22 protein-coding genes are annotated in these 23,284 nt (G+C 51.9%); 12 read left to right on the forward strand and 10 right to left on the reverse strand.

Going from position 1 to position 23,284, the window contains the following annotated elements; all coding sequences use genetic code 11:
- Nucleotides 1-10 precede the first annotated feature (10 nt).
- From thiD to recD2, 4 genes are all read right to left on the reverse strand, one after another.
- Nucleotides 11-814 carry a bifunctional hydroxymethylpyrimidine kinase/phosphomethylpyrimidine kinase gene (gene thiD / locus DTHIO_RS13660; protein WP_008870853.1) on the reverse strand — a complete coding sequence of 268 codons (804 nt, stop codon included), beginning with the start codon at nt 812-814 and terminating at the stop codon, nt 11-13.
- Nucleotides 811-2,502 carry a glutamine--tRNA ligase/YqeY domain fusion protein gene (locus DTHIO_RS13665; protein ID WP_008870854.1) on the reverse strand — a complete coding sequence of 564 codons (1,692 nt, stop codon included), beginning with the start codon at nt 2,500-2,502 and terminating at the stop codon, nt 811-813. Before DTHIO_RS13665 ends, thiD begins: the two co-directional genes overlap by 4 nt.
- A gap of 130 nt (nt 2,503-2,632) precedes the next feature.
- On the reverse strand, nt 2,633-5,185 hold the full coding sequence (locus DTHIO_RS13670) for a response regulator (RefSeq protein WP_008870855.1): 2,553 nt from the start codon (nt 5,183-5,185) through the stop codon (nt 2,633-2,635).
- A gap of 606 nt (nt 5,186-5,791) precedes the next feature.
- Nucleotides 5,792-7,960: an SF1B family DNA helicase RecD2 gene (gene recD2 / locus DTHIO_RS13675; RefSeq protein WP_008870856.1), complete on the reverse strand. Its 2,169-nt coding sequence runs from the start codon at nt 7,958-7,960 to the stop codon at nt 5,792-5,794.
- A 322-nt stretch (nt 7,961-8,282) separates the two neighbouring features.
- Here recD2 and DTHIO_RS13685 point away from each other — a divergent pair, with 322 nt between their 5' ends.
- The 10 genes from DTHIO_RS13685 to DTHIO_RS13735 all read left to right on the forward strand — a co-directional run bounded on the left by DTHIO_RS13685 (nt 8,283) and on the right by DTHIO_RS13735 (nt 16,651).
- Nucleotides 8,283-8,717: a thioredoxin family protein gene (locus DTHIO_RS13685; RefSeq protein ID WP_008870857.1), complete on the forward strand. Its 435-nt coding sequence runs from the start codon at nt 8,283-8,285 to the stop codon at nt 8,715-8,717.
- A 61-nt stretch (nt 8,718-8,778) separates the two neighbouring features.
- Nucleotides 8,779-9,720 (forward strand): bifunctional riboflavin kinase/FAD synthetase, encoded by a 942-nt coding sequence (locus tag DTHIO_RS13690; RefSeq protein WP_008870858.1) that lies wholly within the window; start codon nt 8,779-8,781, stop codon nt 9,718-9,720.
- A gap of 126 nt (nt 9,721-9,846) precedes the next feature.
- Entirely contained in the window at nt 9,847-10,203 is a 357-nt protein-coding gene (gene rsfS, locus DTHIO_RS13695; protein ID WP_040418739.1) for a ribosome silencing factor, read from the forward strand.
- Nucleotides 10,196-11,740 (forward strand): 2,3-bisphosphoglycerate-independent phosphoglycerate mutase, encoded by a 1,545-nt coding sequence (gpmI, locus tag DTHIO_RS13700; RefSeq protein WP_008870860.1) that lies wholly within the window; start codon nt 10,196-10,198, stop codon nt 11,738-11,740. The genes rsfS and gpmI overlap by 8 nt, the downstream gene beginning before the upstream one ends.
- Nucleotides 11,741-11,980 carry a hypothetical protein gene (locus DTHIO_RS13705; RefSeq protein WP_008870861.1) on the forward strand — a complete coding sequence of 80 codons (240 nt, stop codon included), beginning with the start codon at nt 11,741-11,743 and terminating at the stop codon, nt 11,978-11,980.
- 589 nt (nt 11,981-12,569) lie between these two features.
- A complete protein-coding gene (locus DTHIO_RS13715) occupies nt 12,570-12,908 on the forward strand; it encodes a hypothetical protein (RefSeq protein WP_008870862.1) in 339 nt (112 codons plus the stop codon).
- A gap of 57 nt (nt 12,909-12,965) precedes the next feature.
- On the forward strand, nt 12,966-13,328 hold the full coding sequence (tnpB, locus tag DTHIO_RS13720) for an IS66 family insertion sequence element accessory protein TnpB (protein ID WP_008868715.1): 363 nt from the start codon (nt 12,966-12,968) through the stop codon (nt 13,326-13,328).
- A gap of 45 nt (nt 13,329-13,373) precedes the next feature.
- Nucleotides 13,374-14,252 (forward strand): Druantia anti-phage system protein DruA, encoded by an 879-nt coding sequence (locus tag DTHIO_RS13725; protein ID WP_008868714.1) that lies wholly within the window; start codon nt 13,374-13,376, stop codon nt 14,250-14,252.
- Nucleotides 14,249-15,841, forward strand: a complete 1,593-nt coding sequence (gene tnpC, locus DTHIO_RS13730) for an IS66 family transposase (RefSeq protein ID WP_008870863.1) — start codon at nt 14,249-14,251, stop codon at nt 15,839-15,841. Before DTHIO_RS13725 ends, tnpC begins: the two co-directional genes overlap by 4 nt.
- Before the next feature lie 207 nt (nt 15,842-16,048).
- Nucleotides 16,049-16,651, forward strand: coding sequence for a Crp/Fnr family transcriptional regulator (locus DTHIO_RS13735; protein ID WP_008870864.1), 603 nt, complete (start codon nt 16,049-16,051; stop codon nt 16,649-16,651).
- A gap of 340 nt (nt 16,652-16,991) precedes the next feature.
- Here DTHIO_RS13735 and DTHIO_RS13740 read toward each other — a convergent pair whose 3' ends face one another.
- Nucleotides 16,992-17,225 carry a hypothetical protein gene (locus tag DTHIO_RS13740; RefSeq protein ID WP_008870865.1) on the reverse strand — a complete coding sequence of 78 codons (234 nt, stop codon included), beginning with the start codon at nt 17,223-17,225 and terminating at the stop codon, nt 16,992-16,994.
- Between the two features lie 54 nt (nt 17,226-17,279).
- On the opposite strand from DTHIO_RS13740, the gene DTHIO_RS13745 reads away from it, so the two are divergent.
- The gene (locus tag DTHIO_RS13745; protein ID WP_008870866.1) at nt 17,280-18,626 is read left to right on the forward strand and encodes a deoxyribodipyrimidine photo-lyase; all 1,347 of its coding nucleotides are present in this window, start codon (nt 17,280-17,282) and stop codon (nt 18,624-18,626) included.
- Between the two features lie 18 nt (nt 18,627-18,644).
- On the forward strand, nt 18,645-19,547 hold the full coding sequence (locus DTHIO_RS13750; RefSeq protein WP_008870867.1) for a TIGR01777 family oxidoreductase: 903 nt from the start codon (nt 18,645-18,647) through the stop codon (nt 19,545-19,547).
- Nucleotides 19,548-19,748: 201 nt separating this feature from the next.
- Here the strand turns inward: DTHIO_RS13750 and DTHIO_RS13755 are convergent, their stop codons facing one another.
- From DTHIO_RS13755 to DTHIO_RS13775, 5 genes are all read right to left on the reverse strand, one after another.
- On the reverse strand, nt 19,749-19,967 hold the full coding sequence (locus tag DTHIO_RS13755) for a hypothetical protein (RefSeq protein ID WP_008870868.1): 219 nt from the start codon (nt 19,965-19,967) through the stop codon (nt 19,749-19,751).
- A gap of 252 nt (nt 19,968-20,219) precedes the next feature.
- Entirely contained in the window at nt 20,220-20,450 is a 231-nt protein-coding gene (locus DTHIO_RS13760) for a DUF433 domain-containing protein (RefSeq protein WP_008870869.1), read from the reverse strand.
- 334 nt (nt 20,451-20,784) lie between these two features.
- On the reverse strand, nt 20,785-21,177 hold the full coding sequence (locus DTHIO_RS13765; RefSeq protein ID WP_008870870.1) for a type II toxin-antitoxin system VapC family toxin: 393 nt from the start codon (nt 21,175-21,177) through the stop codon (nt 20,785-20,787).
- Nucleotides 21,174-21,434, reverse strand: a complete 261-nt coding sequence (locus DTHIO_RS13770; RefSeq protein WP_008870871.1) for a hypothetical protein — start codon at nt 21,432-21,434, stop codon at nt 21,174-21,176. Before DTHIO_RS13770 ends, DTHIO_RS13765 begins: the two co-directional genes overlap by 4 nt.
- 519 nt (nt 21,435-21,953) lie before the next feature.
- A complete protein-coding gene (locus tag DTHIO_RS13775) occupies nt 21,954-23,282 on the reverse strand; it encodes an MFS transporter (RefSeq protein ID WP_008870872.1) in 1,329 nt (442 codons plus the stop codon).
- Nucleotides 23,283-23,284: the final 2 nt, after the last annotated feature.

Raw genomic sequence — 23,284 nt, forward strand, 5'->3', positions numbered from 1 at the left:
GTTTCTACTTTCAGCTCAGGGCAGCTAAGTGGTTCACCGGACCGTGGCCCCTTCCCAGGGGAAAACTTTTCTCCAGGGCCAGCTGCAGATAGTCCCTGCCTTTGACCACCGCTGCCTGCATATCCATGCCCAGGGCCAGGTTGGCTGCTATGGCTGCCGAAAGCGTACACCCGGTGCCGTGATTACTGGTTGTATTGACCCTTGCCTTAGTAATGGCCAGGGGCTCTTGTCCCCGTATGCCCAGCCAGTCGGTGATATCATGAGTCGGACTGAAATGCCCGCCCTTTAAAAGCACACCCTCTGCACCCATATCCTGCAGCCTGACTATGGCCTTTAGAATATCATCTCTGGAACTTATCCGGTGCATGCCCGTCAAAAGCTCGGCTTCGGGACGATTGGGGGTGATAAGGGCGGACAGGGGCAGGATTTTATCTTTGAGGGCCTGCACAGCTTCGTCCTGCAGGAGCTTGTGCCCGCTCTGGCTTACGCAGACCGGGTCCACAACCAGGGGAAAGTCCGCGCCTTTCAGGGCCCCGGCCACCGCGGATATAATATCCGCCGAAAAAAGCATCCCGGTCTTGGCTGCACGTACAGGAAAATCATCCAGCACGCTTTGCAGCTGCAGGGCCACAAAGTCCGGTTCAGGGGCAAAAACACCCTGCACCCCGGTGGTATTCTGGGCGGTCAAGGCCGTGATCACTGACAGGCCGTAGACCCTGTGCATAGAAAATGTCTTGAGGTCCGCCTGAATCCCGGCTCCACCTCCTGGATCTGATCCGGCAATGGTCAATGTGCAGGGCAGAGGACTGGTCATTGGTTCTGCATCTTTTTTTCAATTTTGGCCCAGGTATCCTTGAGAGAAACAGTCCTGTTAAAAACCGGACTCTGGGGATGGCTTTCCGGATCTACACAAAAATAACCCAGTCTTTCAAACTGCAGAAAATCCCCGGGGGCAAGCTCTTTAACAGCCGGCTCCATCATGCAGCCATGCATCTTTTGCAGTGAATCCGGGTTCAATGTATCATCCAAACCAAGGCCCTTTTTTTCGTCCTGCAGGGGATTGGGCCTGGAAAACAGGCGGTCATAAATGTGCACGCTGGACTGCACAGCGTGAGCCGCCGACACCCAGTGCAGGGTCCCCTTGACCTTGCGTCCGTCCGGAGAATCCCCGCCTCTGGTCTCTGGATCATAGGTGCAGCGTATCTCCTGGATTTCGCCTGTTTGCGGGTCCCTGACCACTTCCCGGCAGGTAATAAAATAGGCATACCTCAGACGGACCTCGCGGCCCGGGGCCAGTCGGAAATACTTTTTGGGAGGGTCCTCCCGGAAGTCGTCAGCCTCGATATAAATCACCCCGGAAAAGGGAATACTGCGCGTTCCCATGCTCTCGTCCTCGGGATTGTTTATGGCTTCCAGTTCTTCTGAACTTTGCCCGGGATAATTGGTTATGACCACTTTGACCGGGTTTAATACCCCCATATACCTGGGAGCCCGCCTGTTCAGGTCTTCGCGGATGCAGTACTCCAGCAGGGACATGTCCACCACGTTGTCGCTTTTGGCCACCCCGATGAGATCGCAGAACTTCCGGATGGAACCCGGTGTATATCCGCGGCGTCTGAGACCGGATATGGTGGGCATCCTGGGATCGTCCCAGCCATGTACGTGGCCTGCCTGAACCAGCTGGGTAAGCTTGCGCTTGCTCATTACCGTGTAGTTCAGGCTAAGCCTGGCGAACTCTATCTGCTGAGGGTGACATTTTACCCCCAGTTTCTCCAGAAACCAGTCGTAAAGGGGCCGGTGATCCTGAAATTCCAGAGAGCACAGGGAATGAGTGATGCCCTCTATGGAATCCGACAAGCAGTGAGCGTAATCATAAGTGGGGTAAATGCACCAGGCATCCCCGGTCCGGTGATGCCTGGCCTTGAGGATGCGGTAGATTACCGGGTCACGCATATTGATATTGGCAGAAGCCATATCGATTTTTGCCCGCAGAACATGGGCTCCTTCTTCGAAGCTCCCCTTTTTCATTTCCTGAAAAAGATCCAGGTTCTCCTGCACGCTGCGCTCCCTGTAGGGGCTGTTTCGGCCCGGCTGGGTAAGGGTGCCCCGGTAACTGCGGATTTCTTCCGGACCCAGGCTGCAGACATAGGCCTGTCCCTGCTGGATAAGCTGAAGTGCATACTCATAAAACTGCTGAAAGTAATCAGAGGCATAGTAAAGATGCTCTCCCCAGTCGTAACCGAGCCACTTTACGTCCTCAATGATGGAATGCACGTATTCCGGGTCTTCCTTCTTGGGGTTGGTGTCGTCAAAACGCAGGTGACACCGTCCGCCGTACTTTTTTGCCAGCCCGAAATTGAGACAGATGGACTTGGCATGGCCGATATGCAGATAACCGTTGGGCTCAGGGGGAAACCTGGTCACCACGGTATTATGCTTGCCGCTTTTAAGATCCTGCTCGATTATATCCTGGATAAAATGGGACGCTTCTGCTGTTTCCATAAAAGCTAAAATTCCTTGATTCACGGCTGAATGGGTTTGCCTTTCTCTTCTGACCTCTGATCTCTGACTTCTGACTTCTGACCTCTGACCTCTGACCTCTGACCTCTGATCTCTGACCTCTGACTTCTGACTACTGCGACCTGGCCAGGTATCTGCGGATCATTTTCATCAATTCACTGTTGTCCACCGGTTTGGAAAGATAGGCATTCATGCCGGCCTCGAAACAGTGCTGCCTGCTTGCAGCATCAGCCAGGGCGGTGACAGCGACAATGGGAACCTGTTTGAGTCCGTCAAAATCACCCTTCCTGATCATCCTGGTCAGTTCATACCCGTCATGTACAGGCACCATGACATCCATAAGGATAAGTGAGATGTCCTGGTTGCTTTTCAGCACCTCCAGGGCCTCACGCCCGTCCATGGCGGTAAGCACATTGAACCCCTTCTTCTGCAGCATGCGCCTTATGAGCATGAGATTTATTTTTTCATCTTCCACTATGAGTATGCATTTGTTTTCCGGATTTAGAATCTCCTCGTATTCCGGGAGGTCTTCTTCTGTTTCCCGTCCGGGCTCCAGTTCCAGAATAAAATAAAAGGTGCTTCCCAGGCCCTTTCTGGATTCAACCCCTGTTTCCCCGCCCAGGGAACGTACAAGCTGCCTGCATACACTAAGACCGATACCCGTGCCCTGGTAGCGCTTGAACTGAATATCGTGCTCACCGATAACAAACGGCTCAAAGATGTCTTTCTGCATTTCATGGGGGATGCCGCCTCCTGTATCCTCTACTTCAAAAAGAAGAGGAACAGTGGTGGCCTCGCTGTCCTGTCTGCTGTCGGACTGTTTTGAAATCCTCAACACTACCTTTCCTTCATGCGTGAATTTGACTGCATTGTCCACTAAGTTCCATACGATCTGGCGCAGCATCCCCACATCGGAAACCAGCCAGGAGGGCACATCTTCCTGAATATCCAGCTCCAGGCCGATCTGTTTGTTGCGGGCCTGGGGCTGAAAAAAACTCACCAGCTTGCTCATTTCCTCATGCAGGACAAAAGGCTGTGGATGGACCTGCTGGATATCATCCTGCAGCGAGGACAGTTCAAGTATCTTGTTCAAAGAGGCCAGAAGCTGACTTGATGAATTAAGGGCCATTTCTACATATTCTTTTTCCGCGGGTTTCAGTTCGGAATCGGCCAGGGTCTGCAGAACGCTCATAATTCCGTTCAGAGGGGTGCGCAGTTCGTGATTCATGTTTTCAAGAAACCTGTCCTTGGCCCTGTTGGCTGTTTCAGCCGACTTCTTGGCCTGGCTCAGTTCCTGTTCCATGAGCTTGCGCTCGGTCATATCCACGTTGGTCCCTGCCATGCGCAGAGGCCGGCCCTGTTCATCGCTTTGCACCACCTTGCCCCTGGTGAGTATCCACAGGGTCTCTCCGTTCTTGCTTACCGCCCTGTATTCAATAGAAAAATTCTCTGACTGGCGCAAAAAGCCATCCATCTGTTTTTTGACTTCGTCCTTGTCTGCTGGGTGGATCACCGCAAGGAAACTGTCATAGTTCTGGGGCAGCTCGTAAGGCTCATAACCCAGCATGGTGTACCATCTGGGACTGAAATAAGTTGTACCGGAGCGGATATCCCAGTCCCATATGGCGTCCTGGGTGGCTTCCATGGCCAGGGTGAAAATCTCGTTGGTCTTTTGCAGCTCTTTTTCCACCTGTTTTCTCTTGGCCCGGTGGCGCAAAAACCATACCCCGTAGCCCATATTCCGGGCCACGCTTTCCAGGTACTCCCTGGTCTTGCCTGCAAAGCTCCCCGAGCTTTGAGAAGTGATGGTCAGGGCCCCGAATCCCACTCCGGAATAGGCAATGGGCAGGGATAAAATCTCCCTGATGCCTTCTTTCATAAAGAGTTCGGACCAGCAATGCATACAAGGGTCCTTGGACACATCCTCTATATGCACCGGCTGTCCAGTCTTTATGGCCCTGGAAGTGGGCCCCTGCCCGTATGGACTCTCGTTCCAGTTGATTTTAATTACTTTAACCAGGTCTTTTTTAGGGCCGCTGGAAGCCATTATCTTCACACTTTGTTCACTGTCCCTGCGGGCATAGTCAACCCAGACCAGGGGATAGCCTATCTGGCTGGAGATGGTCTGACACACATTCTGCAGCATTGTCTGCTCGTCATCGGCCTTTATGATGATCTCGTTGCAGCGGCTGAGCGCTTTGAGGATGGTGTTGGTATGCCACAGTTCCTGCTCCAGGGTGTCCATCCTGTTGACCCGCCAGTCAAGCTGAGCCCTGAGATTCAGGTTCATGGCGCGCAGCTCGCTGATTAAAAACAGGTGCTCCAGGCGGCTTTTAAATTCACCCCGGCTGCAGGTAACATTCAGCACGCTGTCCGCTTGCACCTCGCCTGCAAGCTTGGCCGGTTCCTCGTCCTGGTAGAGCATTAAAATGGAAAACCCGCTTTCGTGAAACTTTTTGCGCAGTGCCAGGGACGGGCCATCCTGGTAATCCCGTACAACCTGCTCATCCAGGATACAGACGTTTATTTCAGAATGGACCATTAGATCCTCAAGCTCGCCTGGTTCCAGAACCCGCACTGAGGATTCGGGGAAATACGCCTGACAAATTTCTTCAACAAGTTTTTGCAGGCCCTGGTTACGGGACAGGATGTATATTGCAGACATGCTTTTATATCTTTACGTTCCTTACGGGTATTTTGGATAGAATCGGGCAAGGGCAGGACTGCCTTTTACACAGGCTGGTCCGGTCTTTAGCAGGCCCCGCCTGAACTGTAACCATTCAGGGGGGCAGGTACCGGCCAGGGGGACAGTCCCCGCGACACTTGTCCTGCACAAATACACAAATTACAGACGCAAAATTTTGTGAAGCTGCACAATCATTACTTAGCGGGGGACAGTCCCCCTTGCCTTGTGCCATTAGTCACCACCGAGTACCCCCTGAATGGTTACCTGAACTGGATATCTATCCGGCACATTTTTTTAAAACGGCTGCTTTCAACTTTCTTATCTTTCATCATAACCCGGAATAGAACACTTGTCCATTACGGGTTTCCTGCCTTAAGATACGCTTTTACGCTGACAAAAACACTACAGATCCACATGAAAACTGGAGTGTTACAGCCGGCTGCAATTTCAGTTTGATTATTTTTAACCGCTGCCCTCGCGCAGGGACCAGATAAATATGTTTATTACGCTCTGCTTTCCTCCTTTTAAGGATCTTTTGCAGGTCAGGACAAAGAAATCCGGACAAAACAGGGACAGAGCATGCCCTCACTCAAAGGCTTTCTGCAGCCGATATCTCAGGTGGGTGTAGCGCCTGGAGGCACCGGTGCTGCGAAGGCCCATGCCCATGGCCTTGGATGAACCAATGAGCACGGCCAGCTCTCTGGCCCTGGTAAGACCCGTGTAGATGAGGTTGCGCTGCAGCAGGAGATAGTGCTGGGTGACCACCGGCATAATCACCGCCGGGTATTCGCTGCCCTGGGACTTGTGCACGCTTACGGCATAGGCCAGAGTCAGCTCATCCAGCTCGTCCAGGTCGTAAACCACCTCTCTGCCGTCGAAATCCACCATCAACTCCGAGTCTTCCAGGTTCACCTCCCTGATCCAGCCCAGGTCCCCGTTGTATACATCCTTTTCGTAATTATTGCGCATCTGGAGCACCCGGTCCCTGACCCGGAACCTGCGGTAACCGCGAACCACTGCGTCAGGACCGGGATTGAGCCTGTCCTGCAGAAGACGGTTCAACTCCGCAGTGCCCACATCCCCCTTGTGCATGGGAGTAAGAACCTGAATATCCTTCAGGGGATCCAGGTTGTACACCGCCGGGATGCGCTGGCATACCATGTAAGTTATAAGCTCCTGGATTTTGGCCAGATCATCCTGCTGTACCCAGAAAAAATCAGCCTGGGGCGGTTTTTTGTCCGATGAGACCGGAAACTTGCCGGTGTTTAAGCGATGCGCGTTGACCACTATGCTGGACTGCCTGGCCTGTCTGAAGATACTGGTCAAAACAGCCCTGGGCACTGTTTCGCTGTCCAGGATGTCCTTGAGCACGTTGCCGGGCCCTACAGCAGGAAGCTGATTCACGTCGCCCACCATGACCAGTCTGCATGTTACCGGCAGGGCCCTTAAAAGCTGAACCGTAAGCGATGCATCCAGCATGGACACCTCGTCCACTATTACTGCGTCGGCCTTGAGCTTGTTGTCCTCGTTATGTTCAAATCCCCCGGAAGGGTTGAAGCCAAGCATGCGATGGATGGTGGCCGCCCCTGCACCGGTGGCCTGGGAAAGCCTTTTGGCCGCTCTGCCGGTGGGGGCCGCCAGCTTGATCTTAAGCCCCAGAGCGGAAAAAGTGCGTACCAGCATGCGGGTGATGGTGGTTTTTCCTGTACCTGGTCCTCCGGTAATGACAAAGGTCTTGTTCAGACAGCCATCAAGCACTGCCTGGCGCTGCTCCGGAGTCAGGCGGATCCTTTCCTGTCTCTCCAGCTGTTCCAGGCCGGCTTCCACCTTCTCCCCGGACAGGGCCGCAGGATGAGTACTCATGCTGCAAAGTCTTTGCGCCAGATCCTGCTCCACCTTGTAGTAGTAGCTCAGGTAAACCGCCCTGGTTATGCCCTGTTCAGGCAGATCCTGAACCACCACCCTCTTTTTCTCCACCAGAGAATCGAGAGCGGCCTGAACATCGTCAAGGGACACTTCCCCCAGAAGCTCCAGCACCTTTTCCAGAAGTTCCTGTGCCGGGTAGAACAGGTGCCCCTGTTCCCCCAGAGAAAAAAGCTGATAAGCAATGGCGGCCTGCAGGCGCTCCCGGCTGTTGGGAGGAAGCCCCAGCTTTATGGCCATCCTGTCCGCGGTTTTAAATCCGATGCCCCGGATATCGTACACCAGGTCGTAAGGGTTGTCCTTGAGCTGCTGCACGGCTTCACCGCCGTACTTTCTGTATATCCTGGCAGCAAAGGTGGTGGGGATCTCGTAAGTCTGCAGAAAAAGCATGAGGTTGCGGATCTCGCGCTGCTGCGACCAGGAGGCTTTGATCTTGTCCAGCTTTTTGACCCCGATTCCTTCCACCTTTAGAAGCCTGTCCGGGTCGCTGTCCAGAATGTCGAGCACCTTTTCCCCGAAAGCCGCTACCATCTTGCCGGCCATCACCGGCCCTACACCCTTGATCATGCCGGAAGCCAGGTACCTCTTGATGCCGCTGATGCTGGCCGGAAAAACCTGCTCAAACTCCTGGACCATGAACTGCCGGCCATATTTGGGGTGCTCTTTCCATTCGCCCTTCAATTGAAGGGTCTCCCCCGGAACAAGGTTGCCCATGTAGCCGCAGACGGTAACCTGCCCCGGCTCGCCTGAGGCCTTCACCCGGGCTATTGCATAACCGTTGTTCGAATTGGTATAAGTAAGGCTGATTACTTCTGCCTTGATTTCCTTCATGTGTGTTATTATACAGTTTACGGCTGCGCCTGATTTCCCATGCAGCCCGTTTTTCAAGAACCTTGATGCCGCTTACGGCAATCCCCTTTATATCAGTCAGGATACAATGACAAACAAAATCATGGTCACCAATAATAAAAGCCCCGGTCGGAAAGCAGGAGCATACTGCTTCCATATCAGCTATCCAGACATGTGCAGGCCTTATTACCCCGGCAAAACGCATTCATCTCCTTGACTTTCAGGCCGGTACAAGGATAATTTCACTCTTGCAGGAAGGTTACCCCTTTTTCCACAAAACAGCAAACAGGCACGGACAAAAGTTATGAAAAAGGCACTGGCAGCAATAATATTTGTAGGGGCGGTTTTCGCCATAATATTCACCTATACCCACCAGATGGAACAGGAATCAGCCGCCATCATGGAGAGTATAACCCAGGAAGGCAGGGTGACCATGCTCAACGTGGGGGCAGAGTTCTGCCCACCCTGCCAGGCCATGGAGCCTGTGCTCAAAGAAGTGCAGGAACATTATCAGGACCAGGTGCACATGCCTTACCTGGACATGCAGAAACATTCCTCCCAGGTACAGCATCTGGGGGTTCAGACCACTCCCACCCAGATCTTTTTTGATCATCAGGGAGAAGAAGTTTACAGGCACGAGGGGATACTCGAAAAAGATGAAATAAAGGACAAGCTGGACGAACTGCTGGAAAAGAACACCGCCCGGCTCCCCGGCTTAAGCCCGGCTGCTGCATTATAAAAGCCCATGGCGGCGGCAGACCCCGGGCCATTGAACAACAAACAGGAACTCACACGTATTAATGATTGTATATGATATAAACGCTCTTACAGACAAGATAGAGGGCAGTGCCCTGACCATAGGCAATTTTGACGGAGTACATGTAGGTCACCAGCAGCTTATTCAACAGGTCAGGAAAAGAGGCAGAAGAATGGGCCTGTCCAGCATAGTGGTCACCTTCGACCCGCATCCCTTAAGAGTCCTTGTGGGGAAAAAAACTCCCCCCTTCATCACCCTCAACCAGCACAAGCTTGAACTCATGCAGGAACTGGGGGTGGATTATATTTTATGCATGACCTTCAACAAGGACATTGCATCCATGGAGCCCGAGGATTTCGTGTATGATTTCCTGGTAAAAAAACTCCGGCTGCGGGAATTGATAGTGGGCTACGATTACGTTTTCGGTAAGAACCGCAGGGGTAATTTTCACCTGTTGCAGCAGCTTGGTCAAAAATACGGTTTCAGCGTGGACCAGTTCATGCCGGTAATGGTGGATGGAGCCATAGTCAGCTCCACCCGTATCCGGGACCTGGTGGAAAGCGGGCGGGTGTGGGAGGTGCATCCTTTACTGGGCCGTTTTTACAGTGTTGAGGGCCGGGTCACTACAGGAAGACAGCGGGGCGGTTCATTGCTGGGGTTTCCCACGGCCAACATCCTCCTGCAGGACGAGCTTTTTCCCAGCACCGGGGTTTACGCGGTATGGGCGGAAATATCCGGCAGCATACATGCTGCTGTGGCCAATATAGGCTACAATCCCACCTTCGGCAACGACTACCTTTCCGTGGAGGTGCATATTTTTGATTTCCATCAGGATGTTTACAACCACAAGGTCAAGGTGCATTTCGTCCAGCGCCTGCGATCAGAAAAAAAGTTCGCCGGGATAGAAGAGCTGAAATCTCAGATCACCCTGGACTGCAAGCTTGCCCGTGAAATTCTGAAGATGCCCGAAGCCAAACTCTGCTGAAGACCTGGTATTGATTAATCCCGGCAAATGGTTAATCTTTCTCAGGCAATATTAAAACAAAACCAGAGACACCGTGGAGGAACAAATACACGCATGACACAATCCCGGAAAAAATCCCCTTCGCCAATGGAACAAAAGCTGCATCACCTGGCTGGAGCGCTGCATGAAAAAAAGGCAACTGATCTTTACGCCCTTGATGTAACTGTTTACTGCAGCGCCTTTGAGGGACTGATCCTGGCCACCGCCCAGAGCGAAAGACACGCCAGATCCCTGGCTGATCACCTTCTGGAGGTGGCCCACGGACAAAACTGGGACTACCTCGGCATGGAGGGATACCAGCAGGCGGGATGGATCCTGCTGGACTTTAACGACATCCTGGTACACATTTTTCAGGAAGAGCACAGAAGTTTTTACAACCTTGAAGGCTTCTGGAACCGCGGCCTGTCCATAGCCCTTGATCTGCCGGAGAATGACCATGCATAACAACAGAACTCCCGTGGTCCTTTTAATACTGGATGGATGGGGCCTGGCCCCCCAGGGTCCCGGCAATGCCTTTTCCCGGGCCCACACCCCCAACCTGGACCTTATCATGAATACATATCCCTGCACATCCCTTGAATGCTCAGGCCCGCAGGTGGGACTGCCCCGGGGGCAGATGGGCAACTCCGAAGTTGGACATCTGAACATCGGGGCAGGACGCGTAGTCTACCAGGACATTTTGCGCATCAGCCTGACCCTGGAAGAAGGACGGCTGGGGCAAAACCCTGTCCTGGAAGATCTTTTAAACCGGATGGGGCCGGAAAGCACCCTGCACCTCATGGGACTTGTCTCTGACGGCGGAGTGCACAGTCTTCAGGAGCACCTGCACGGACTTCTAAATATCCTGGGCCAAAAAAACGTCTCCAGGGTCATGGTGCATTGTTTTCTGGATGGACGCGATACTTCCCCCACTTCCGGAGCGCATTTTGTATCCCGCCTTCAGGAATACATGGAGTCATGCGGCACAGGCCGCATAGCAACGGTAATGGGCAGGTATTATGCCATGGACCGGGACAAGAGGTGGGAGCGTACCCGGGAAGCCTACGAAGCTCTTACCCTGGGCCGGGCCGAAGCGGTCAGGGACCCGGTGCAGGCCATTCAGGCATCTTACTCCCGGGGGGTCACCGATGAATTTGTAAAGCCCATGGTGCTGACAGACGAGGACAATCATCCAGTCGGGTGTCTTCAGGATAATGATGCAGTTCTTTTTTTCAACTTCAGGGCGGACAGGGCCAGACAGCTTACCCAGGCACTTTATCGCAGGGACTTTCAGGAATTTACTCGCAGCAAGGCTCCAGATCTTTCTGTAGCCACCATGACTGAATACGATAAAAGTTTCGGCCTTCCTGTCCTTTTTCCACCGGAAAATCTGCAGAATATACTGGGAGAAGTTCTCTCCAACAACTCAATTGCCCAGCTGCGTATCGCGGAAACAGAAAAATACGCCCACGTCACCTACTTTTTCAACGGCGGCCTGGAAGAACCTTTCCAGCAAGAAGAAAGGGTGCTTATCCCCTCCCCCAGGGAGGTGGCTACTTATGATCACAAACCGGAGATGAGCGCTTTCCAGGTCACAGAAAAACTGTGCAGCCTTATCCGCCAGGAAAAATATAATCTGTACGTCTGCAATCTGGCCAACCTGGATATGGTGGGTCATACCGGCAATATCCAGGCAGCAGTCAAGGCCTGCGAAACAGTGGACAGGTGCGCCGGGTCAGTCCTGGAGGCAGTACTGGAAAAAAACGGCATTTTACTGCTCACCTCTGATCACGGCAACTCAGAAGACATGCTGGCTGAAAACGGCAGCCCCAAAACAGCCCACAGCACCAATCCTGTTCCTTTCTGCCTGGTAAACTGTCCTGGACAAGAACTACGCCGGGAGGGCATGCTTGCAGACATCGCCCCCACAATCCTGGACCTGTGGTCCATAGACCTTCCTGCTGAAATGGACGGCAAAAGCCTGCTCTACAAGGAGAAATAAATGAGCGAACCAAGCTTTATCCCCCCTGTAAAACCGGTGGGCATGGAACTGGTCATGTTTTATCCATGTCCGTACTGCGGACGCAACGTCCCCCTGCTGGCCCCAACGGAAGCATCCATGGGAAGCTGCGACTTCTGCCGCAAGCAGTTTCCACTGGTACCCATAGACAATACCACAGTACAGTATATAAAGCTTATCCTGCACAACGGACAGGCTGCCATTGATCCCGAATATGTCTGAGCATGAGAGCTAAAAGCACCATGCCCGGACATACCAAGGAGGGGAGCACATCGAGGCACGGCAACACTCTGTTGCATGCATCTGTATAAATACTCCGTCTGGGCCTTGATTAAACTTCCACCCCCACAGTAAATCCAAGCCACGGTGTAGCTCCCCTCCTTAGCCTGGTAAGTGCCGGGGAAGGAAGGGAGCTGATTATCGAACCACCCCCAGCCCCTCCTTAACCAAGGAGGGGAGCAGATCGAGGCACGGCAACACTCTGTCGCATGCATCTGTCAAACACTCCATCTGAATCGTGATTAAACTTCCACCACCCAAGTAAATCCAAGCCACGGTGTAGCTCCCCTCCTTAGCCAAGGAGGGGCCGGGGGTGGTTGTATGAAATCCCTTCCTTATAAACATTCCAGAAGCCCACCACCCAAGTAACTCCTGGCCACGGTAAATCTCCCCTCCTTAACCCAGGAGGAGAGCACATCGAGGGACGGCAACACTCTGTCGCATGCATCTGTCGTGTCTTTCCGGCAAGCCTGCGTGAAAAATTTGAGGGCCTGGGGTACTATCGGTGACCAAACCATAAGGAGGACAACCGATGCTACAGCAATCAGCCCCAGCCACCCGGCCAGGCCTTGAAGAAGTCAAGAGACAGTTCGAGCACTGGCGGGAAACCAGACACACACGATCTCCGATTCCCAACCACCTATGGGCCAGTGCAGTCAGCCTTGCCCAGGATTATTCCATCTGCAAAATAGCAAAGGTCTTGCACCTCAATCACAGCCACCTCAAAAAGCGGGTCCAGGCCGAGCAGGCTCAAGAGTCCCTACAGCCAGGTCCTTCCTTTGTTGAATTTGAACTCACGTCATCTTTGCCTTGCACCGATATCACCTGGAGACCGAAGCTCGAGATGGATCAAGCTCAAAATGCAGCTTAAAGGTCCAGACCTGCCTAATCCCCTTGAGATCCTCTCGGCTTTCTGGAGCAAAGGGGCATGATTCAGCTCACTCCCCAGATGCGCATCCTTGTAGCTGTGGAGCCTGTTGATTTCAGAAAAGGGATCGACGGGCTGACAAAAATCTGCCGGCAGAGGATCAAATCAGATCCCTTTTCAGGCTGCGTCTTTGTATTTTGCAACAAAAAGAAAACAGCCATCAAGATAATCACCTACGATGGCCAAGGCTTCTGGATGTGCCAGAAGCGATTATCCCAAGGCAGGTTTCAGTGGTGGCCTGATAAAAGCCAGAGTGGCATTTGTCCTCTGGCAGTCCATGAGCTGCAGCTTTTGATCTGGAACGGCAATCCTCAAAATGCGCAGGTTGCACCACAATGGAGAAAAATTCTCACGGAATTTTAACTTAGGGGCTTGCGTTCCTATCCGTTTTCCTCTATATTCCCTCCCATGCAAACGATACTGAGATACAGGGGCAGGGACATCACAGAAGAAGATGTCCGGTTCATCAGACAGCTCATTTTCGAGCATCCTGGAGACAGCCGGTGGGCCTTGTCCAAAAAGCTCTGCACAGCATGGAACTGGGTCCAGCAAAACGGCCAACTCAAGGACATGGTCTGCAGGGGGCTCATGCTGGCCCTGCACAGACAGGGGCACATAATTCTTCCGCCGGCACAAAAAGTAACTGCCACTGGGTACAATCGCAAAGAACCAGTCTCGGTTCAGGTGGATCAAACCCCACTTACATCTTCACTCAAGGACATCACCCCTCTTGAGTTTCGACAGGTGCGCAAGACACCTTTTGAGGGCCTGTTTTCCAGCCTCCTCAAGGAGCATCATTATCTGGGCTACACCCAGCCTGTGGGCGAGCACCTCAAGTACCTGGTCTTTGCAAACAAGCAGCCCATAGCCTGTCTTTCCTGGTCTTCAGCTCCAAGGCATATCGGCGTCCGGGACAATTTCATCGGCTGGACCCAAAAAGACAGGGAAAAGAATCTCTTTCTTATTGCCTACAACAGCAGGTTCCTCATCCTGCCCTGGATCCAGGTCTCCTGCTTGGCCTCCCATATCCTGGCCCAAATGACCAAGATTGTGCAAAGGGACTGGGAGAGCATCTACAAGCATCCGATATATTACCTGGAAACCTTTGTTGATCAAGAGCGCTTCAAAGGAACCTGTTATTTTGCAGCCAACTGGCTCTATCTCGGGCAGACTACAGGCCGGGGCAAAAACGACCACACAGGCAAAGCAAACCGTTCACTCAAGGCTGTCCTGGGCTATCCCCTGACCCGAGACTTTCGGAAGCGATTGCGGGGGCTCAACCGGTGAAAAAGAAAGTCCAATCCATCGATCTGGACCAAGAGCAGATCGACGCCCTTTTACAGCGCGCATCAAAAAACGAGCTGGAAGAGACAGATCTGGATATCATCAAAGCCTTGGTCCAAGCCATCCAGCTTTTGCATCAGGCTGTGGACGATAAAGCTGCCTCCATCAAGCGTCTCCTGCGCACGATCTTTGGCGCTTCTTCAGAGACAAAAAAGAAACTGTTCCAGGAGGATGACCAGCAAAACAAGGACCAGAAGAGTAGTCAAGATCCTGTACAAAAGCCTCCTGATGAAAAACCACCCAAGGGACACGGCCGAAACGGAAAAGACGACTATACCGGGGCTGCAAAATGCATATACCCTCACCAAACCCTGAAGCCGGGCGATATCTGCCCCTTGTGCGGTCAAGGAAAAGTCTATCCCATAAAACCGAAGTTCCGCATTCGGATTACAGCCACAGCTCCACTTACAGCCAAGATCCATGAGCTTAAGAGCCTTCGCTGTAACTGCTGTCTCGAGGTGTTCACCGCAGATCCTCCAGAAGACATTGGAGAAAAAAAATACGACGAACCTGCCCGGAGCATGATCGCCATCTTGAAGTACGGGAGCGGGTTTCCTTTTCATCGCTTGGAAAAGCTCCAGGAATCTCTGGGCATACCCCTGCCGGCCGCAACACAATGGGATCTGGTCGAACAAACTGGAACACAGCTTCTTCCTGTGTATGATGAACTCATCCGCCAAGCGGCTCAAGGTGAGGTCGTGCATAACGACGACACCAACATGAAAATCCAGCAGCTTATCAAGGAGAACAAGGAAGCCGGGCCGAAAAGAAAAGGCATGTTCACCACCGGGATTGTCTCTGTACTTCAGGGACGCCATATTGCTCTCTTTGCCACCGGCAGACAGCATGCGGGGGAGAATCTGGAGGAGATTCTCAAAAAAAGAGACCACAACCTGCCCCCGCCAATACACATGTGTGATGCCCTGGCCCGAAACATTCCCAAGGGCTTACAGATCATTTTAGCCAATTGCCTGACCCATGGCAGACGCAACTTTGTCGATATCCTGGACAATTTCCCTGATGAGTGCCGGTATGTCATTGAACAGCTGGCTATTGTCTATAAAAATGATGACATGGCCAAAAAGCAGGAGATGTCTGCTCAAGAACGGCTTGTATGGCATCAACAGGAAAGCGCACCGGTTATGAGCGAACTCAAGTCCTGGGCCTGGGCCCAGCTGGAGGAGAAAAAAGTAGAGCCCAATTCAGGATTGGGCAAAGCCCTGGCTTACATGCAAAAACACTGGGATCCTCTGACTCTTTTTTTGAGAGAACCAGGTGCTCCCCTGGACAACAATATCTGCGAACGTGCCCTGAAAAAAGCCATCCAGCACCGGAAGAATTCTTTATTTTACCGCACCCTGCGCGGGGCCAGGATCGGCGATCTGTTCATGAGCTTCATTCATACCTGTCAGCTTAACAAAGTGAACTCCTTTGACTACCTGACCCAGCTTCAGAAAAACATAGAAGAGGCCCTCGCGGCTCCACAAAAATGGATGCCCTGGAACTATCGAGAAAACCTCCCCAACGAATAATCTCCTCCACGCCAAGCCAGCGCAATATCAACAGACCCTCCTCCTGGACCTTGAGTCATGGAGGAGGTGTCTCAACTTGTGCTGTGATAACCGAAAATTGACCAGCCCCTGAACTGGCCCTCCAAGCAAAGCCTACGCCAGCTGCCGTGAAATTTTTTCTGCTTACGCACGTCTGCCGAAAGTACACATACAAAGGCCCTTTCAGGCATTGCCGGTACCAGACATTTCAAGGCCAACCAGATGATTTTCCAGGAAAACGATCCCGGTGAGGGATTTTACGGGATAGTTCAGGGAAAAGTAAAAATCTACAAATCCTCCCCCCTGGGCAAGGAGCATATTCTGCACATCTTCGGTCCCGGGGAGATCTTTGCCGAAGTTGCCGTTTTTGCAGGCAGAAACTTTCCTGCCAGTGCCCTGTGTCTTGAGGATACCAAACTTCTCTTTTTCCCCCGCAAACAGTTCAGACGCCTTATCAGCGAAAACCCTGACCTGGGCCTGAATCTGCTGGGCCTTTTATCCATGCGCTTGAGGAACATGGTGGGCAAGGTGGAAGAACTGAGCCTCAAGGAGGTACCCGCCAGGCTGGCCACACATCTGTTGCTCATCAGGGAAAACCTGGGCAAAGATCAGTTCGACCTGGATCTGAACAAATCCCAGCTGGCCGGCTTTCTGGGCACCATCCCCGAAACTCTGTCCCGGGTGATACGCAAAATGAACGAAGAGGAATACATTGAAACAGCAGGCAAGAAGGTAACCCTTCTGGATATCTCGGGACTGGAAGATCTGGCCGCAGGCAATCTGAGACTTTAGTGACTTACTCCTAAAACCCTGTCATAAAAAACAAGAAACTTAGACAGGATTAACAGGATTGACAGGATAAGCAATCAGCGGCCCCGGTGAAATCAGCTGCGCTGTCCTTCGGAATTTCACAGGGCAAGCCGGAAGCCGCAGATTGCATTAGCCATCCAGCACTCACTTTCTTCCGGCACTCATGAATGCAGGAAAAAAGTGAGTGCTGGAGTGATTACCTTTTGGCCTGGCTTCCGGCCAGGACAAAAATGTTTTTCTCTTAATCAATCTCTTAATCCTGTTAATCCTGTCAAAAAAGCTCTTTTCTTTATTGGATTGCGGGCATGGCCCGCGTTAGTAACTATTTATTGTCCTTGGTGCCGGTATAAGTAAAGGCGCTGGAGTTCATCTTGTAAAACCTGCCCTGGTCAATGCCCACCACCTGTCCACAGGGACAGGCAAGGCCTCCTTTCTGCTCCAGGCCGTCATAAAACCTGGTAATCCGGCTCTTGTGGCAGCGCAGGACTTCTCCGGAGCCCACCTTTCTGTATTTGAAAAGTTTTTTTTTACAGCCGGAACATTTGATTGTAAGCATGCCTGTAGTTCATATTCATAATTTTATTCAACTGCAAGCGGCGAGGACTCTTTCATGCGCGTTCACCCCCGTAGAATACAGGAGATAAGAACAGGCAACCAGGACTCAGGCCCGGTCATTTACTGGATGAGCCGGGACCAGAGAATAAAGGACAACTGGGCCCTGGTGCACGCCCAGGACCTGGCCCTGCACCTCTCGCGCCCCCTGAGGATTGTTTTTTGCCTGGCGGACGGGTTTTTGCAGGCAGGCCTGCGTCAGTTCGACTTTATGCTCAGGGGCCTGCATGAATGTGCCGGCGTTGCAGAAAGCCTGAATATCCCCCTGGACCTGGTACGGGGAGAAGCCGGCCTCGTTTTGCCTGCATACCTTGAAAAACACCGGGCATCATTTCTGGTCATGGATTTTGACCCCCTGCGAATAAAAAAATCCTGGCAAAAGGCAGTCCTGGACAAAACAGGCATACCGGCGCACTTAGTGGATGCCCACAATATCGTCCCCTGCTGGAGCACATCCCAGAAGCAGGAATATGCCGCCAGGACCATCCGGCCCAAAATTCACAGGCAGCTGGAGGAGTTTCTTGAAGACTACCCGGATGTTAAGCCCCATCCATATCCAGCCCAGGCCGGGACCGGGGTTGATCCGGACGGGCTGTTGCAGGAGATGGATCTGGACAAAACCATAACACCTGTGAGGTGGCTAAGTCCCGGCCCTGCCGGTGCAGGCGAAGTTCTGGATGATTTCATGGCCCACAGGCTCTCCCTGTACCATGAACAAAGAAACGACCCCAACATGCAAGTTCTGTCCAACCTGTCCCCTTACCTGCACTTTGGACACACAAGTGCCCAGAGAGTAGCCCTGCAGGTCAAAAAACAGCTTGATACTCCAGTACAGTCAAGGGAAGCCTTCCTGGAAGAACTGATTGTACGCAGGGAACTTTCGGACAATTTCTGCCACTACAATCAAAACTACGACAATTTCCAGGGTCTGCCCGCCTGGGCGCAAAAGACTCTGGACAAACACCGCAGTGACAGCAGGGATTATCTCTATGAACCCCAGGCGCTGGAACAGGGCCTGACCCACGATCCCCTCTGGAACGCGGCCCAGACTGAAATGGTCAAAAGCGGCAAGATGCATGGCTACATGCGCATGTACTGGGCCAAAAAGATCCTGGAATGGAGCAGAAGCCCTGAACAGGCCATTGACACAGCCATTTACTTAAATGACAAGTATGAACTTGATGGCCGAGACCCCAATGGGTACACAGGCATAATGTGGTCCATAGGCGGGGTGCATGACCGGGGCTGGAAAGAAAGGAAAATTTTCGGAACAGTAAGATACATGAACTACAACGGTTGCAGACGCAAGTTCAATGTGGATGCCTACATCCAGAAATGGATATAAACAGACAGGGAGAAAGACATGAAATATTTTATTCTCGGTGGAACCGGTTTTGTGGGAAAGCAGCTCCTGGATTTTCTCCTTGAGCAGGGAGAGGATGTAACCGCTCTGGTTCGGGACGAATCCAAAGTCAAAAACAAATCGCCCAGGCTCAGTCTTGTCCAGGGCGACCCCCTGAAAAAGGGTGACTGGCAGAATCGGGTAAGCGAGGCGGACGTGGTCATCAACCTGGTGGGCTCCCCGGTAATGACCAGGTGGAACGACAAGTCCAAAAAACTCATCGAATCCAGTCGCGTGGATTCCACCAACAACGTGGTGGCGGCCATGAAGGACCTGGAACCCAGGACTTTCATCTGTGCCAATGCAGTGGGATACTACGGACCAAGGAGCGATGAACGGGTGGATGAGAACACCGGACCGGGAAATGATTTTCTGTCCCACGTGGCCGTAAAATGGCAGGAAGCGGCCCAGGCAGCGGAAAAACTCGGGCACCGGGTGGTTGTGTCCAGGTTTCCGGCAGTCCTTGGACCCGGCGGAGGGGCCATGGCCCAGATGCTTCCCGTATTCAGGCTCGGCCTGGGCGGAAAACTGGGCAGCGGCAGGCAGTGGTTCCCCTGGGTGCATATCCTGGACCTGGTCCGGGCGCTGCATTTCATGAGCGCAAAAGAGGACATATCCGGCCCCGTAAATGTATGCGCCCCCCAGGAAATAACCAATGAAGACTTTACCCGGGCCATGTCCAGGGTGCTCAAAAGGCCTGCATTTTTCAAGGTGCCCGGACTGGCCTTAAAGATCATTTACGGCGAAGTGGGAGACATGCTCCTCACTGGTCAACGCTGCGTCCCTGCAGTCCTGCAGAAGGCCGGATTCGAGTACATGTTCCCGGAGATAGAAAAGGCCCTGGCCGATATTGTCAGGAAGTGACTTTTAAGCAACACACCTCTACTGGATGCGACTGCAAAAAGTCCTTTTTTCAGTCTCAGGAGTCAGGAGACAGAAATCAGTAAAAACAAAGGTTTATAGAATTGACTTGTTCCTGAATTCTTAATTGCCTGACTTTTTGCAGTCGCATCTTACCAGGGAGAAGCTGCAGTCAGCTGGAAACTGTTGTGGACAAATCGTGAGTTAGGCCTCTCTGAAAATTGCTTCTTCGACCGGTTTTGGAAGTTCGACTATGACAAAAAGCTCCTTTGGGAATAAATAATCCTTGCCAGACTCGTCGATTACGCGGATTTGCTGATGTTTTTCAGCTTTTGGATCAGGAATTGCCTCGTAGAGTTTTCTCGCTTCTAACGAAGCTTCATATCCCTTATTTTTTATACAAATCACTAATTGATGCTCCATAATATCCCCTCCTGGAAATCAATCCAAGTACTTCTTGATCTTGAATTCTTTATTGTTCACGTTTTCCTGCATCAGGGCAGACAGCAGTACGGCATTAAGGATGGAATCGCGTTTAGAACTACTTTTCCACATCAAAATGGCGGTTCTAAGACTCACAATCAAGCAAAAAGCGAACTCTTTTCAAATATTTTCAATATATTGGGTGGTTCAGACCCGAACAACTGACTCTGGTCAAGATAGAGGCGCAGGCTATCAGACATGTGCTTTTCTCATGTCAGAATGTTCAATGTTCGCCTTGGCAAAAAACAGGGCCGCCTGAATATCTTCTCTTTTCAACTCAGGGTAGTCGCGCAGCAACTGATCCCAGGTAGATCCTTCAGCAATCTGTTCCAGAATGATGCCCAGGGGTATCCTTGTGCCCTTTATGACTGGCTTTCCGTTGCATACTTTTGGATTCCATTCAATTCTTTCTAAAAAATTCATAGGTTGTCTCCTGAGCCAATAACTTGTTCTGACATCAAATCGCCGCTTTTATCCGGCTGTCGGTCCGCGCAATTTCTATACAGCAACAGCCTCAAAAGCCACACTCAGATCCTCGGTGCTGGACAGAGAATAGTTCAGCTTCTTCCGGGTCGGACCTAACTAATTATCTGTTTACATGAGACAACTAAATCTCCGAATCCTGCATAAAATTAATCCAAGACAGTGTAAATTACGGTGGCCATATTTATAAATAAAGTGTCAAACACCATTAACACAATTCTGGAGAGACAAAATGGAATACTGGTTTGCCGAACAAGAGGCGCCGTGGAGAGACTCAGCGCGCAACGAGAATCAGACCTTGCACCATTTCGAAATGCCTGTCCCGGGAAAAGAGTTTGTATCCGTGCTGAAAGGCAGAGGCTGCAATCCACATGTCATTGGTTGGGATGGGTGTGCCAGCGCTTTTGAGCTTGTCCAGTATGGAGGCATAAAAATCTGCTGTCTCTACATCAACGGCATGTACAACAACCCTGGGAGAATCCAGGAAAAAATCAAGTTCCTCCCTATTCTTGTCTTCCCTGTTTCCGCCCTTGAACCCTGAAAGCAACTCTCCAATGCTTATGGTGGAAATCCCGATTTTGTCCACCTTTCGCAGATAGTCTGCCACCTCCGGATCTCCTTTCAGGGCCAAGGAGTAGATGTTGGTGTCTATCATCACTCTTTTCATGACCAGAGTTCCGGGTCTATCTGCCTTTCCCGGCTGATTTTATCGCTGATTTCCCGGAATTCCCTTTCAGTCCATTTGCCGAATAGATCATCCAGATCACTGTATTCCCTGGAATATTTTTGCTCTTTATCCAACCCGAGTTCTTTTTTTACCATTTCCAGGATCAATCGGTTAGTGCTCTTTCCCTGCCTGGAAGCTGCCTGTTTCAGCTTTTCCGAGGTTTCCGGGTCTATGCCGCGCAAGGTAATTGCCTTCATACATCTCCTCCAAGGCATCTTATAAAGATTGCATGTTGAAATTATAAAATAGCATCATGGTAAGGGAAAATCAAGCCCTTTAACTCAAAGGAGACAACTTAACATAGAGATTTCTACGTAGGATCAGCAGTTTACCAAAAAGATGGGCAAGTTCTGAACATCCAAACCCGGGAGTAAGTCTAAAAAATATCCGCCTTGTAAAAGCAGGTCATGAAACTTAAAGACAGGCCAGCCTGTCTTGCCATGCATTGCCTGATGTGAGCAATCACGCGCAGTTATTACCCATTTCAGGCTTGGTATGTTTTGGGCAATAAAGGCGGGTTTTTACCCATTTCATGCCTGGCCTGATTTGGGTAAAATGCTATCACTACAGCGAAACTTATGACTGACCTCCGGGGACTGGCTCTCCCCGCACTTATTTTTTCCAATAAAACCAAAATCATTTGTAATAAAAATAAGTGCGGGGGTGCCTGTCCCCAATTGAGGCAGGTATAATATTTTATAAGCTTCGCTGTAGTACTATTTGCAGGTCTGTGTAAAACTGCGTTTGAAAATAAACAGCGCAGCCAGCGCCAGTGCCAGGCAGCCGGCGAAAATAAAGCTGTATGACCCGGACTGGTCCTGACCCAGGACATCAAGAAACATTCCCGCCGAGGCCGTGCCCAGGGCTCCGGATACAAAAAAGACCAGGTTGAAAACGCCCATTCCAAGCCCAACGCGACCGTCGGGAAGAGTCCCGGACACAGCGCCTGCCAGTGAAGAATGTATAATGGTAAAGCCAGAGTTGGCCACGATGAGGCACAAAGCGCTTACTACCGGGCTCTGGCCGGCGGTTAAGATAATCAGGCAAAATCCTGTCATCAGGATCAGAAAACCTGTCCTGACCACTGGAGCAGCTCCGCAGCGATCCACGAACCTGCCGGCAACCAGACCGGCCAGGGCAGCGCTCATGGCTCCGGGAAACAGATACAGCCCGATATGCAGAGTGGGCATGTCATAGATATGCCTGAACATAAGAGGCATAAGAAAAAAAGTGGCGAATATGGTGCCCATGGCCAGCAGAGCGGTGAGCAGGCCGTGCAGATAGCCGGGGCTTCCAAACAGTTCCGGAGATACAAATGGATAAGAAATAGAAATGATGCGCCTTGCAAAAAGGGTCCCCAGAACCAGCGCCGGCAGCAGCAGCCACCACATAACCAGGTTGACCATAAACAGCAGGCAGCCCACAGTACCCGCCAGTAAAAGTGCGCCCGGCAGGTCCAGAGGCTTGCGCACAAGATCGCTCTGCCTGGGAAGGGCCCTTCTAAGCAGGTAAATGGAGGGCAAAAGAAGCAGGGGCATGAGAAAGAGATAGTTCCAGTGCAGGTATCCGGCAATAAGCCCCCCTATAATGGGACCTATGCCCAGACCGAAAGCCACGGTGGAGGCGATGAGACCCAGCAGCCGTCCCCGGATATGCACCGGGACATATACAGTGGCCAGCACCATGGACAGGGCCGGAATCCCCGAAGCCCCGGCCGCCTGGATCATGCGCGCGGCCACCAGCATATGGTAGGAATCTGTAAAAAAACCCAGAAGGGACCCCAGGCAGAATATCAAAAGGCCTGCAGTAATGAGATCTCGAAGGTGAAATCTCTGCCCCAGCCTGGCATACATGACGGAACCAAAGGCAAAGATCACAATGTAGGCTGTTACCACCCAGCTGACCATTGCCGGAGATACAGCGTAGTCCGCAGCAATGTCCGGGACGGCCAGATTGAAGGTCACCCCGTTCAGGACCGATAAAAAAATAGTCAAAGACAGAAGCGGGGCTATGTACAGGCGCACCTGTCTGGGATCAAGATCCATGG

This window comes from Desulfonatronospira thiodismutans ASO3-1, from assembly GCF_000174435.1.
Taxonomy (GTDB): domain Bacteria; phylum Desulfobacterota; class Desulfovibrionia; order Desulfovibrionales; family Desulfonatronovibrionaceae; genus Desulfonatronospira; species Desulfonatronospira thiodismutans.

What these genes read in the sequence shown, in the direction of transcription:
- thiD (WP_008870853.1), bottom strand. Translation starts at nt 814, where the DNA reads ATGACCAGTCCTCTGCCCTGCACATTGACCATTGCCGGATCAGATCCA.
- DTHIO_RS13665 (WP_008870854.1), bottom strand. Translation starts at nt 2,502, where the DNA reads ATGGAAACAGCAGAAGCGTCCCATTTTATCCAGGATATAATCGAGCAG.
- DTHIO_RS13670 (WP_008870855.1), bottom strand. Translation starts at nt 5,185, where the DNA reads ATGTCTGCAATATACATCCTGTCCCGTAACCAGGGCCTGCAAAAACTT.
- recD2 (WP_008870856.1), bottom strand. Translation starts at nt 7,960, where the DNA reads ATGAAGGAAATCAAGGCAGAAGTAATCAGCCTTACTTATACCAATTCG.
- DTHIO_RS13685 (WP_008870857.1), top strand. Translation starts at nt 8,283, where the DNA reads ATGAAAAAGGCACTGGCAGCAATAATATTTGTAGGGGCGGTTTTCGCC.
- DTHIO_RS13690 (WP_008870858.1), top strand. Translation starts at nt 8,779, where the DNA reads ATGATTGTATATGATATAAACGCTCTTACAGACAAGATAGAGGGCAGT.
- rsfS (WP_040418739.1), top strand. Translation starts at nt 9,847, where the DNA reads ATGGAACAAAAGCTGCATCACCTGGCTGGAGCGCTGCATGAAAAAAAG.
- gpmI (WP_008870860.1), top strand. Translation starts at nt 10,196, where the DNA reads ATGCATAACAACAGAACTCCCGTGGTCCTTTTAATACTGGATGGATGG.
- DTHIO_RS13705 (WP_008870861.1), top strand. Translation starts at nt 11,741, where the DNA reads ATGAGCGAACCAAGCTTTATCCCCCCTGTAAAACCGGTGGGCATGGAA.
- DTHIO_RS13715 (WP_008870862.1), top strand. Translation starts at nt 12,570, where the DNA reads ATGCTACAGCAATCAGCCCCAGCCACCCGGCCAGGCCTTGAAGAAGTC.
- tnpB (WP_008868715.1), top strand. Translation starts at nt 12,966, where the DNA reads ATGATTCAGCTCACTCCCCAGATGCGCATCCTTGTAGCTGTGGAGCCT.
- DTHIO_RS13725 (WP_008868714.1), top strand. Translation starts at nt 13,374, where the DNA reads ATGCAAACGATACTGAGATACAGGGGCAGGGACATCACAGAAGAAGAT.
- DTHIO_RS13740 (WP_008870865.1), bottom strand. Translation starts at nt 17,225, where the DNA reads ATGCTTACAATCAAATGTTCCGGCTGTAAAAAAAAACTTTTCAAATAC.
- DTHIO_RS13745 (WP_008870866.1), top strand. Translation starts at nt 17,280, where the DNA reads ATGCGCGTTCACCCCCGTAGAATACAGGAGATAAGAACAGGCAACCAG.
- DTHIO_RS13750 (WP_008870867.1), top strand. Translation starts at nt 18,645, where the DNA reads ATGAAATATTTTATTCTCGGTGGAACCGGTTTTGTGGGAAAGCAGCTC.
- DTHIO_RS13755 (WP_008870868.1), bottom strand. Translation starts at nt 19,967, where the DNA reads ATGGAGCATCAATTAGTGATTTGTATAAAAAATAAGGGATATGAAGCT.
- DTHIO_RS13760 (WP_008870869.1), bottom strand. Translation starts at nt 20,450, where the DNA reads ATGAATTTTTTAGAAAGAATTGAATGGAATCCAAAAGTATGCAACGGA.
- DTHIO_RS13765 (WP_008870870.1), bottom strand. Translation starts at nt 21,177, where the DNA reads ATGAAAAGAGTGATGATAGACACCAACATCTACTCCTTGGCCCTGAAA.
- DTHIO_RS13770 (WP_008870871.1), bottom strand. Translation starts at nt 21,434, where the DNA reads ATGAAGGCAATTACCTTGCGCGGCATAGACCCGGAAACCTCGGAAAAG.
- DTHIO_RS13775 (WP_008870872.1), bottom strand. Translation starts at nt 23,282, where the DNA reads ATGGATCTTGATCCCAGACAGGTGCGCCTGTACATAGCCCCGCTTCTG.